The organism is Alteromonas sp. IB21, assembly GCF_016405965.1.
Lineage (GTDB): Bacteria > Pseudomonadota > Gammaproteobacteria > Enterobacterales > Alteromonadaceae > Alteromonas.
The window spans coordinates 1-13,074 of sequence record NZ_JAEFCD010000027.1; the positions used below are offsets into that span (position 1 = coordinate 1).

The window sequence follows — 13,074 nt, forward strand, 5'->3', positions numbered from 1 at the left end:
CTGTTCTTTGGCAGTGATTCGTTTTATCGCTTCTGAAAGCCCAGAATAACGTTTATCAACCTTCGCAACCATACTACTGAAAGTGTTGTTATCAGCTATGATTAAGCAACCGTCTTTTGAACGGGTTAACCCGGTGTAGACCAAGCCTCGATGAAAAAGGTTAGCGGCTTTTTCGCTATCAGGCTTCGGCAAAATCAGTACTACATGGTTAAATTCAGAGCCCTGGGATTTATGAATAGTCATTGCATATACGGTTTCAAACTGCGGAACTCTTGACAGTGATATGCTGCGAAGCACTTGCTTTTGCTGCCCGTCACTCGCGTCGACGATTTGTTTGTCATCTGTACTTGGAACCTGGCCTTCATTTTTTGTATCTTGGTAAAACCAAGCATAAAGTTTACCCTTGCTATCTGGCCAAATTACGCCAACCTCACCGTTTGAAAGTCGCTGCGGATGATGATTTTTTACTATCATTATCGGCTGGCCCTGATAGAAGTGCCCTTCTCGCCTCTTAATTTTGTGCTTAATGGCATCGAATACAAGACTGTTCAAACCTTCAACACCCATTACACCCTTTCGTACGGGTGTGAGCCATCGGACATAATTCAGGCAACTAAGCGCGTCTTCAGCGCTTTTTGCATCAAATATTGGCGAGAAACTTTCTTTTGCAAGCTTCTGTAAATCTCGAGTATTTACTTGTTGTTCTGGCAATAGGTGAACGCCAGCTTTCAAGCCCAACAGTGCATTTGACGTGATGTTTGTCTTTTCATCGCCACGACCATGTTCACCGATGGCGGCAATTGCTTCATTAGCATCGCCACGCTGAATAGCTGTCGCCACCTTGGCCACCTGCCCCTTGAAGCGCTGCGGTGCCTGAAGTGTCGCCACATAAGTCTTGGCTTCCTCATTTACAGGCAACAAGGGGAGATGTGGGCAAAGCGTTGCAATACTCTGTCGCATTAAAGAAGGCACGCCCCCCATTGAAAGCGCGCCATCACGAGCACTTGCACTACTTGATATAGCATTATCGTCCATGTCAAAACCCACTGTTTCGTCACTAACGAGTTGTTCTAGCACATTGCCAAGCTCCACCGCAGGCAACTGGTCGGCGTCGCCGATAAGATAAAGCCGTGCATGATCTGGCAATGCCCTAACGATGCGAGTCATTAACGCTAAATCGACCATACTTGCTTCGTCTACAATGAGTACGTCAGCAGTCAATTGGTTATACTGGTTGTACTTTGTTGAAACGCCGAATTCGCGAAGCCCTAGCAATCTGTGCAGGGTTACGGCATCGGTAGGCACTTTATCAAGCGCACTATCGTCTACCTTCCCGCGAAGTCCTTCTATACTGCTTATAATAGACTCAGTCATGCGCTGCTGCGCTTTACCGGTAGGGGCTGCCAGTACAATTTTTAAGTTCTCATTACTTGCCTGGAGCGCGAGTAATAAGCGCAACACGGTATAGGTTTTCCCCGTTCCCGGCCCACCGTTTATGACGCAAAAGCGCTGCATCAAACTTTTAGCAACGGCGATTTGCTGCCAGTCCTGATGTTCTATGGTTTGTATAGGGAATATAGCAGGCCAAAGCTGCTTAACTTTTTCGCTAGCGTCTTCAGTTAACGGCTCAAGCGCTGCCCGCTTTACAACGTTTCTCGCTACCTCTTGTTCAAACTCATAGTAGCGGCGGCTGTAAAGTTTGCCATTGTCATAGACGAACAACTGGGCAACCTGCTCGTTTTTAAGCGCACTTTTCACAATTTTAAGTAGAGGCGTTAATTCTGGTAACAGAAAGCCTGCTTTAAGCGCTTTTTCTTCTTCATGCCCGCTTGCATGAATTTCGTCTGATTGAAGTACGTCGCCAGATGGTTGCTCAGCAATATTACTTGCCGCCGAAGGTGCTACTTCTTTAAAAAGCGTAGTTCCCGCAACGTCTTTTAAATAAACACAGCTATGGCCATTTCGCTGCATGTACGATAGGTGTACCAATAAACCTGCCCATATTAAAGCATCGCTTTCAGACAGCGGTTCTACAAAGCCAAACTCTTTTGCGACGAACTTATCGATGGCTTCAATGCCAAATAAGTTATCGAAAAACAACGACACTGAATGTTGATTGTTATTCATTGCTTCTCCTATTCGTCGTCGAAAATAAACTGCTGCTGACCCGAAGGCTTTTGGCTTTCACTTGAAGAATTAGCATTCGTATCTTTTTGAAGTGGATCAGCCGAAACTGTTTCACTTAAAGGTGCCTCGGTTTCATCCCCATTATCTAGCGGGTCTGGAGGGGTGTGCGTAGTGCCTTTACTTGCGAAAATAGCGTCCAGTTGATGAAGCAAACTGGATGGAATATGGGTATAAAACACCCCTTCCCCTTGCTCGTTTTCTGGGTGCATGCCACGTAAATAAAGGTAGTAGACGCCTCCAAAATGAGTATCGGGATCATAATCTGCCAATGTATTGCTCAAATAACGATGCAGTGCCAAGCAATAAATTAAATACTGCAGATCGTAAAGGTGATGCTGATTATTGTGAAACAGCGCTGAAGGCATGTAGCTTTCAAGGGTATCACCCAGCCAGGTTGACTTGTAATCGGCTACAAAAAACTGACCGTCATGTTCAAAAATTAAATCGATAAATCCATGCATCATACCTTTAAGCTTAGCCGTTATGAGCTGGGGAGCCGGTTCAGCCTCACCGCCCAAGGTTTCCGCCACGCTTTGCCGATGGGTATTGAGCACTTCTCGAAGTAATGTCCACTGCGTGTCGTTCATTGGAAAGTAGAACTCTGCCTCGCGCAGAGTTTGTTCTAGCGTCAAATCGCTCAAACTCAATTGCATGTCAGGGTACAAAGGCGTTTGTAAAGCTTCATCAAGCCACTCGTAAAGAAAAGCGGTACGCTTTTCATCTAACCCAAAGCGATTAACTAACTCTTTGCCAGTTTCTTCCCAAACCGGCGCACTGAAATCACTATGCTCTAAAATATCGTGAAGTAAGTTACCTGCACTTGCTCCTTTTTCTAGCGTAAAACGCAGGTCATTTCGAGTTACTGCACTTACTTCAACAAACGGATTGCGGTGTGAACTCACAGTCGCGTTAAGTATTTCACCATCAGCAGATAACGTATCGAGCGCGTACACTTCTTCATCACGGATGGTTTGAAGTACAGGGACACTTGGAAGGTTTTGGCTTGTGCCTTCGGCTATTTCAGTATTTTTCACTGGGCCACTGGTTGTTAAACGGCTCATGGCTGAAAACGAATAAAGCCGCCATTCCTCGCTTGCGGTGCCCGTAAATTGAAGTGCCGAAAGTTGAGGAATCATTTCATTTTGTTCAAAGCCTGAATACACTTCCACAAGCTCATCACCGTCTATATAGCTTGCATGAGATTCGTCCTCTTCGGCGACGCGGCGTAATACACTCGACCAGTCATTACCCAACCCATCTTCCCCACTCACGCCCAAGGCGCGGGCCAGCGCGCTTTTTTCGTTATTAGCCAGTAGAATTACCCCCATATAACAACGGTGTGCCGCTCGCGTCACCGCAACATAGGCAAGGCGCATGTCCTCTGCTTCGCTTTCACTTTGAACCCGAGATATGGCTTGCGCAGTTTGACCTAACTGCATTTGCAAATCTTGCTTGTCTTCATCGTAGTAGGTAAATATTTGAGACGTGGAATTACCATTTTTTGCCGCATCACGATAGCCCGTTGCATAAGGAATGAACACGATGGGGTATTCAAGGCCCTTTGAGCCGTGCTGCGTGATTAAACGAATTAGCTGGCTGTCACTTTCAAGACGTAACGTAAGTTCTTCGTCACTTTCTGGCTTGTTAATTTGTTTATTTAGCCAGTCGAGTAGCTGTTCAGGTCGCTGATGTGTGGTGCTGGCTTTTTCCAGCACTTCGGCAAGATGCTGATAGTTTGTAAGCGCGCGTTCCACGCTATCAGCATGAGGGACGTAGCTGTCTTGCATTAGGTGCAGAAGCACGCTCATACAGCCTTTCTGAAGCCACATGTCGCGCAAAGACAATACCTTGTCCATCGCTTTATCCCACATAGCATCATCTTCGTGGTAAAGCAGTTCAATTAGGGTCTGTGGGCTATAGCCCCAAAGCGGAGATGCTAAGCTAGAGGAAACGTTGCTGGTATCGTTCGCATTCCATATACCGTTAAGAAGCCTGAGAACATCTTTCGCTTCGGCACTAGCAAACAAATTGCTTCGATCGCTTAAATAAACGCAGGCTAACCCTTTTTGCTGTAGAACGTTTTTGATAGCGCCGGCTTCGGTCCTGTCTTTTACTAGAATAGCGATATCTTGCGGCTTTACCGGTTTTGTTTCACCGTTGTCTAATTGAAATTGAGCCTCGTTTAGCAAGCGATAAATCTCTTGCGCAATCCACTGGGCCATTTTACGACGCATGATGTTGGTATTTTCTTTCTCTTCCAAGCACATGCTCACGTAATTCATCGCGCTACGCTGCGCTGCAGGGTCTATCAATGGGGTTTTAGCCGCTGCCGCTTTGGGCGTAAATTCAACGGGGTTATATTTGATGTCGAAGCCAAACACATCTGTGGGTGCATTCGATGCGACGGGTGCACCATAAAATAACCGGTTATAGGCTTTTACCATCCCCTCTACCGAGCGCCAGTTGGTGTTCATTACCCAGCGATAGTCTGCTTGTCTGGCCGCCTTCAAGTAGGTGAAGATATCCCCTCCGCGAAAGCGATATATTGCCTGTTTAGGGTCGCCAATCATTAATAAAGCACTGACTCTTGCCGACGCGCTCCCCTCGTTATCGTTTGAAAGGTCTGTTTCCGTTTGTGAGGTCAAATTGCTCGATGCATTAGGATAAACCGCATCTAAAATGGCGTATTGCTTGGCATCGGTATCTTGGAACTCATCAATAAGCGCCACAGGAAATTTTTTTCGAAGTTCAGGGACAAGTGTATTGTTCGGCTTAACCACCTCATCGGCTAACATGCGAATAAGGTCGTCAAAATCGATAACACCAAGTTGCTTTTTCTGTTTATCAACGCGCCCTTTAATGAACGCAATGGCTTCTATAACCAGCTTAAACACGGGTACTTTAGCCAGTGCATTATCCTTTTCGCCGAATACTTTTTTCAATGCAGCCGCAAACTCTTTAATCGGCGTTAGTATTTCTTTTACCCCTGAAGAATTTTTCGCGTAGCGAGTGCCTTTAACAAATGCTTCTGCTTCAGGCGGGGGTAAGTAATATTGCCCGCTATCTGCGCATGAACGTAACCAGCTCTTTAATGCGGCTAATTCCTGCGGCCTTTCTTTCTTATGAGCAGGTGTTTTAATAAGCTGCTCAACTAACAACCCCTCATTATCTTCTACGCTTTGCGATAGCGTTTTTACGTAGGCTATAGAAGTATGCGGCGATTCATCTAGCTGCCTTTGATAGGCAAGCTCAATATCCTGCTCGCTAAGCATTAATGGGGTCAGAGTACTTTTAATGCTGGCATTAAACTCTAGTAACAGCCTTTCAGGTGTATGCCACCCAGACTCTGCCAACAGCCTAAAATCGTCTTCGTCCTTGCTCACCTTTCGAATGTAATCTTCTGCCGCCTGAAGGTACAAGTCGCCCGTGTCATTACCTAAATTTAACGACATGGCAAAACCACTGTTAAACGCCAATTGGGTAATGACGTGCTGGCAGAAGCCGTGAATAGTGAAAACCGACGCTTCATCAAGTTCTAACTGTGCAGCTTTTAGCAAAGCCAGGCTTTCGTCGGTATTACAGCTAGTAAACAAATGCTGATAAACAGGGTCGCAGTTGCTGTCAATTTGATTGTCATTCTCTTTGGCTTGCTGCCAAATCAGTAACGCCTCTCTTAAGGTTTTGGCAATACGCCCTTTTATTTCTTCGGTGGCAGCTTTGGTGAACGTCATTACCAATATTTCTTTTACCGTCAGCTTTTTTTCTAACAGTAAACGTAAATATAACCGGGTAATGTTAAAGGTTTTACCCGTCCCTGCGCTGGCTTCTATTAGATGACGCCCTTTTAATGGCATTGCTACCACATCAAGCAGTTGCGCGTCATTGTTGGCCTCAAGCTGGGTTTGGGTTGCCATATCGCTTTCAGAGGATGGGGTAATATTGCTCATAACTTCTCCTCTTGAGATGCGTTGTTCACCATGGCGAGTAGTAAAAAGGCACTTAAATGCGGCACATCACTCCAATTGATGCCTTGAGGAAATAGCCAGTTAAGATAAGGGTTATTGCCCATGTCTGCGCTATACTGCCCGCTACTTTGCTGCCAATCGGTTAGCGCCCGTTGTAATTCTACCGTGTCGAAAAGCTCAGCGGCATGACCGACTATCTGTTTAACCTTTTCATCTTTTTCTTCGTTTGGCACATCATCTTTGTCTACGAACGGACATATTTCGTCAATTGTAACTCGAAGCTGACTTAGAAGCGCCTTGTCAGCTTCGCTAAAACTTTCATCATTAAGCACAAGCGTGCGTAGAATTTCGTTAAACAGTAAAGGGTTTACGCTATCTACGATAGGTTTACTCTCAGAATTTCTCTTTCCGGGGATGATGCTGTCAAAAAGGCTTAGATACACGGGCGTTGGTGCAGTATAAATAGCCAAATAAAGCTGCTCGATAAATAATAGCAATTGCGCGGCGGTATCACGTTCAAACGCAGGAAACGTTTGTTTCTTCAGCGTAGTTTCCCCTTTTTCCCACGAGCATGAATAGATTTCTAGTGGATAACCGGTATAGCTAGTTTCTTCATTGCTACAAGAAAAGACCAACTGAGAGATGAAAAAGCCCAGCGCTCTGTGAGTGTCAACCTTTCCCGCACAGAGCTCTACTAATGCATCGCTACCTCTGAATGCCGCAGTGCTGAAGGTGATATATTTCCCTTTAAATTGTGCCTTTTTAGGGTCCGCATCGTGAGGGCCCATGGCTTGACTAAGCGCTAGTGCACCTTCTTTCCACATTTCCACTTCATCCATCGCCACAGGATTATTGGGGATATCTCCTCTAAGGGATGCATACGTGATCACTTGTTCACTGTAAGTAAGTTCATTGGAGTCATGTTCACCAGATGCCACGCGCTCAGGCGATGAAAATATAGCGTCGAGCACCTGATAACGCAGCAATGCATTAGTTTCAAAAGGTTCGCTGTTTTCAAGCAGGGTAAATGATTGCGATAAATTCACGCCAAGCCTTTGTATGGAAAAATGCTCAAGCGGATCTTTAAATGCTCTGGCGATTTGCATATTCGACAAACGTAGCGCTTGTGTTGCAAGTGCATGGGGCGACTGGCTAATATCAGCTGTCGCCGTATCAAGGGAGGTATCAACAACATCAGCGTTTTCATTCGTATCAGCCGCGTTAGCACCTAATTTGTTGTGCTGAAGCGCATCGGCTAGGCGAAGCCACCCCGTTTCATAACTGGGCAACGCCCCAGCAAAAACCGCTTCACTGAAGGGATGTAACGGCGCATGAACCGCGTATTTCTCTAGTGACAATGCATAGTTATTTTCAAGCATATCCATGAACTCGGCCAAAACGAGACTGGGCTGTCGTTCGCTGTTATTCGTTACATCGTTACCTTGATAGCTTAAATACAGGCTTTCCCGGGTTGAGATAATAGCTTCTAGGAATAAGTACCTGTCTTCCAATCGTCTAGAGCGATCGCCAACCCTGCGACCATCACTTGCCATTAAATCGAGCCCTAACGGGCTTGATTTACGAGGAAACTCACTGTCATTCAGGCCTAAAATACACACTTTTTTAAACGGTATGCTTCGCATTGGAAGCATCGAGCATACGGTAACCTGACCGGTCATAAAGTGGTTTCCGGCATCTGGAGATGAAAATCGATTGAGCAAAAGATCTCGAACCTGTCGCAAGGTTAATTCGTGCTCATAGTTAGCTTCTTCACACCGGGCGGCTAGGTCTGCGGCGACTTTGGCGATGAGATCCCAGCTTTGCTGCTGATCTTTTGTAGGCATAAAGCAGGCGTCACGAAGCGCAATCAATGCTTTAGACCACTGTTCTGGCGTTCGGGGTTGGGTTAACTCTTGAGCAAATTTCCCCAGTAACGCCACCACTTCTATGAGCTTACCTAACGTTAACGCGCTTTGCCCTTCCACATCGGGAATGGTAAGTAGTTCACTCACTATCATTTCACTATCTGGCGCAAGCATGCCCATAAGTAAACGGCGAATGCCCCACCACCAGCTATAGGTGTCGTCTAAATTTACGCCTTCTGACACCGCAGTTTTATGAGCGCTATTAAGGCCCCAATGAATGTGTGCCTGCTTCAACCAAACGACCATTTGCTCTATATCATCTTGAGACACGGAAAAGCGCTTTTGAACCGAGTCGAGCTGTAAGTAATCCAAAATATCCGATACACCAAAGCGGCTATCAGGTAACTGTAGCAAGGCCATGAATGCTGCAATAAGGGGCTCTGCATCCATGGGGCTTCTGTCAGCAATAGTACAAGGAAGACGTACCTGCCCAGTACCGCCTAAAGATTTGGTACCCACACGGTGAAATACTGCATCAACAAACGGCGCGTAATTCTCAATCGCCGGGCACATCACCAGGATATCAGAGGGTGTGCGATTTTTGTCTTGAGACAACCAGTGCAGCAAGTGGTCATGTAACACTTGAACTTCGCGCAGTGCAGAATGGGTGCACATTACGGTGACACTGTCGTCTTTATCCTTTAATTGGCGAGTCAGCGGCTTGGGGTGAGCAGCCTGAAGAATATCATTGTGAATATAGTCGAGTAGGCCTCTGGAATGACACTGTCCGCGTTCATCCTCTCCCTCACCTGCACTTTCGAAATCTGGCGAGTCGAATGCACTTATTTCAAACGTATCCAGCTCGGTGAGTAAGTTAAACAGTTCTCGGCCCTGCTTTCCTAAGTTGCCAAGCAGTGGGTTAGATTGGTCTTCTTCCATCCACTTTTTAAGCCCTTCTAAACGAAGCAGCTTGGCTTGCTCACTACTACTTTTTGCTTCACCCCAATAGTTAACACTGGGGTTGAGGTGAAAGATATGTATATCGATGTGCTGGGCAAGGGCATCGAAAAACGCAATGAGTTGGGGCGCCATGGTGTTTATGGCAAAAACAATAACGCGCTTGGGCAAATGAGCAGGTACGTTACCCGCTTCTAGCGCTTCTAGCGTCATTTGATGTAAGCGTGCGGGATGCAAAGGCTGGTCTTTCGCTAAAATTCGCCAAATTTCACTTTGCCACACTTCCATATCGTCGAATACGGCTTGCTCGTTCTTTTCCCATTTAAACAACCAATCTGGGCGGTACAGCAAGTATTGTTCATATACGTCGGCCAGTGCCGTAGCAAGCTGAAGGCGCTGAAGCCCCTGCTCCTGCTCACTACCTGCACTCTGCCAGTATTTGTTAACCTGCTCGAATGCATCGCTATTCATTAGAGAGCTGTCTTGAAGAACATTATCTATACGCCACGTGAGTACTTCGCGGCGATAAGGCGATTGCTTGGGTACCCTATCAGAGCCCAGCACAGTGCGTGCTGTATTCCACATAAAACGCACGGGCAGTGGGTAGTCGATGTTCATGGCTACGCCGTGTTCGTTAGCCATCTGCATGCTTACCCAATGTTGCATACCTGGGCTTTCAACCAGGATTGTTTCTGGGGTAAATACGCCCAAAGGCTGTTGACGTAAAAGCGTAGTAAGAAGAAAACTTAAGTGTTCTAATTTGTTTGAGGGATATAGCGCAAGCAATCGAAAAATCCTTTGTAGAACGTACTTTTAGATATCGTGTAAATACCGTGCACACATCGTCGTCGATATAATTTAGTGTATCGTATTAAACAAAGTAGTTAAGTTATTTCTCTAAAAATGAGATAAGCAAATACCTTGCGCGGATAAAAATTGCGGGGGATCGCTATAGAATCGCCATGCTAGTGCTGTTCAATAAAGCTATGCGAGTGCTGTTCAATAACGCTATGCGAGTAATCATGGCCTTCGAATGAGGTATTGAACTTGGTAAAGCAGACAAGAGAAAAAGCGTGGGTGCAGTGTTTTTCGAGCAAAAAAAAACCCACACAGACCTCAGGACACGAAAAATCTGTATGGGTAAGGTTTACGGTCTACTCAGTAACAACGTGAATAAGCGTTGCCTGGCACTCATTCACGTTAGCGCTACTGCGCAGCACTGTTAACGCTTTAGATTTTGCATGTTGAATGCCAACTTTTAATTCATTAAATATCAGTTACTTAGCAAGTAAAAGCACGCTTCATTATCCGTTCGTGGTTTTAGCATGGTGCAAGTGCACCACAAGCAAGCACGTTGTAGTGCAACAATTACGAGAAAATGTACTCGCTCACAGTGATAATTAGCAGTTTCTCCACAAGCTCCGTTCAAGTACAATTTGCCCTTTATAATACGCAACAAAATTTCACGCTCAGGAGCAATAATGTTAACCGCGCAACAACTCGCCACCATGCTTTCTCTTCAAGATAAAATGAACGCTAAAGTAAACCCAAACTGGCTAAACGCAGGTTATGGCTACCTTCGTGCGGCAATGGTCGAGTCGGTAGAGGCTATTGAACATCACGGCTGGAAGTGGTGGAAGGCGCAGCATAAAGATTTGCCCCAGCTTCAAATGGAGTTGGTTGATATCTGGCATTTTGCATTAAGCGCCTGCATTATCGAATACAAAGGCAACATTGAAGAATCTGCGAAAAGTATTGCTTCTGAACTGGCAAGTGGCAACACCTTAGTTGCCTTTGACGGTAAAGACTACGAGGCGTCGAATCAGTCGCTCCTTGATAATTTAGAGTTGATGACTGGCCTATGTGCCGCAAAACGCTTTAGCGTTCCCCTATTTATGTTTATTGTGAGTCAATGCGAGATGTCGGCCGACGAGTTGTATCGTCAGTATGTTGGTAAAAATGTGCTTAACTTCTTCCGCCAAGATAATGGTTACAAAGAAGGTACTTACGTAAAAGTGTGGGAAGACCGCGAAGATAACGAGCACTTGGTAGAAGTAATGGATGTACTTGACTTAACTAAGCCAGAGTTCAGCGACTTAGTGTATGAAGGTTTACGCGCTCGCTATCCTTCTAAAGCCTAGCTGCATTTGGTTCAACACGATAAATCGACGTTGATATAGCGAACAAAGAGTCGCAGTTTTAACGCGCGTAGCATTGAGTTAGGTGATCTAGAAAAAAAGCTCTGTCGTTGACAGAGCTTTCCGATATTTATTTTAAAACAAATCGGCTATGAGGATGGTTTACGCGTCAACCCAAACCAGTTTATCGCTGTAGCTACCTTGAATAATGCCTTCGAAACGCTCTTCTAACACATGACGCTTTACTTTTAGCGTTGGCGTTAGCAGGTCGTTTTCAATACTCCATTCATTTTTCATCACCACCACACGATCCATAACCTGATGACTCTCTAGCTTGGCGTTGATGGCGTCGAAGGTTTTCTTGAGGCTTGCTTCAATACCCGATTTATCTTTTTTCTGGGCCTCTTCGCTTAACACCAATAAAGCAACAGGCTGAGGTAAGTTTGTCCCTGTTACGCACACCTGTTCTACCATGGGATTTTCCATAAACTTAGCCTCAATAGGCGCAGGCGTAACATACTTACCCTTAGCCGTTTTGAAAATATCTTTCAGACGGCCCGTAATCTTAACGTAGCCGTCGGCATCAATAACGCCCTTGTCACCTGTGCGTAAATAACCATCTTCAGTAAAGACTTCGGCAGTTTTGTCAGGCTCAAGGTAATATTCCAACATATTGCATGGCGACTTAACCTGAATTTCGCCTTCTTCAGAAGTACGTATATCTACACCGTCATACGGCTTACCGATACAACCTATTTTATCGTGGCGGAATGGAACGCTGCCTGTACCATAAGCGCTGTTCTCGGTCATGCCCCACCCTTCAGAGATATAGATACCTATTTTGGCAAACCACTCTATCACTGCTGGTGCAAGTGGCGCCGACCCGCTAGCCCATAAACGGGCGTTGTTTATACCTAAGCCGTTACGGATTTTCTTAGCCACAATCTTATTTAAAATTGGAATCTTGAGTAGCGTATCAAGCTTCTTCTGCGGCATTTTAGCCAACACGCCCATTTGAAATTTCGTCCATAGGCGAGGAACAGAGATGAACAAGGTTGGCTGACAGTGGCCTACGTCACGCTGGAAAGTTGCCAAATCTTCCACAAAGTGGATTTTCCCACCGCTGTAGTAGCTAGAGAGTTCTACGAGCACTCGTTCAGTAATGTGTGCAAGCGGTAGATAGCTCATGGTACGATCATCTTGATTAATACCCAGCTGATCTAGCGAGCGACGGGCTGCCCAACACGCAGTTTTGTAGCTGTGGACGACTCCTTTTGGCTGACCTGTGCTGCCCGACGTGTAGATAATCGTCATGATGTCGTCCATATCTTGAACCGGCGAATCATCAATAGGCGCGATATCCATAAATTCATCCCACTGCTGTTTAGTAGCGATATTGGGATATGGGAAAGCAACGGTTAAGTACTTGGCGGGAATAGAAGCGACCTGTTCAGCAGTATTGTCTAGTTTACCAACGAATAAGAGTTGAACGTCTGCGTGCTCTAACACGTATTGAACGGTATCAGGCCCAGCTGTCGAGAATATCGGAACAGAGATGTGACCGGCCATCATTATGCCAAGATCAGCGACGAACCACTCGGCGCAATTCTTAGAAAAAATACCAATACGGCTGCCTGCGGGATAATTCATTTCACGAAGACGTGCTGCCACTTTTCGAGCCTGTTCAGCAACTTGCTTCCAAGTGAAATCGTGATATTCACCCTTTATTGGTTGAGTAAGAAATACGTCGTCCCCTCGGCTTTTTTCCCAGTGGTACAACATACTCAATGGCGATGTAATTACTTCCGTAGTGTTTGCAGTCATGTCTAGCGGCATAAGTCACTCATATGTTGTTATAATGTAGATCATTTTTACAATGATTTCACAGACTTCTAATAAGCCTGATTTTTAATTGAAAAACAAGCTTTTTAAACAAGCGTTTACATTATTTGCGATGAATAA

Annotated in this window: 5 protein-coding genes; 1 reads left to right on the forward strand and 4 read right to left on the reverse strand. The window is 45.6% G+C overall.

Going from position 1 to position 13,074, the window contains the following annotated elements; all coding sequences use genetic code 11:
• The 3 genes from recD to recC all read right to left on the reverse strand — a co-directional run.
• On the reverse strand, window positions 1–2,127 hold a 2,127-nt coding region (gene recD, locus JC525_RS16105), incomplete at its 3' end, for an exodeoxyribonuclease V subunit alpha (RefSeq protein WP_198816746.1).
• Window positions 2,128–2,135: 8 nt separating this feature from the next.
• Window positions 2,136–6,134 (reverse strand): exodeoxyribonuclease V subunit beta, encoded by a 3,999-nt coding sequence (recB, locus tag JC525_RS16110; protein ID WP_198816747.1) that lies wholly within the window; start codon window positions 6,132–6,134, stop codon window positions 2,136–2,138.
• Window positions 6,131–9,760, reverse strand: coding sequence for an exodeoxyribonuclease V subunit gamma (recC, locus tag JC525_RS16115; protein WP_198816748.1), 3,630 nt, complete (start codon window positions 9,758–9,760; stop codon window positions 6,131–6,133). The genes recB and recC overlap by 4 nt, the downstream gene beginning before the upstream one ends.
• Before the next feature lie 695 nt (window positions 9,761–10,455).
• Between recC and JC525_RS16120 the strand changes: the two genes are divergently transcribed.
• The gene (locus JC525_RS16120) at window positions 10,456–11,115 is read left to right on the forward strand and encodes a dUTP diphosphatase (protein WP_198816749.1); all 660 of its coding nucleotides are present in this window, start codon (window positions 10,456–10,458) and stop codon (window positions 11,113–11,115) included.
• A 159-nt stretch (window positions 11,116–11,274) separates the two neighbouring features.
• On the opposite strand, the gene JC525_RS16125 is transcribed toward JC525_RS16120, so the two are convergent.
• A complete protein-coding gene (locus JC525_RS16125) occupies window positions 11,275–12,948 on the reverse strand; it encodes an AMP-binding protein (RefSeq protein ID WP_198816750.1) in 1,674 nt (557 codons plus the stop codon).
• Between the last annotated feature and the right edge of the window lie 126 nt (window positions 12,949–13,074).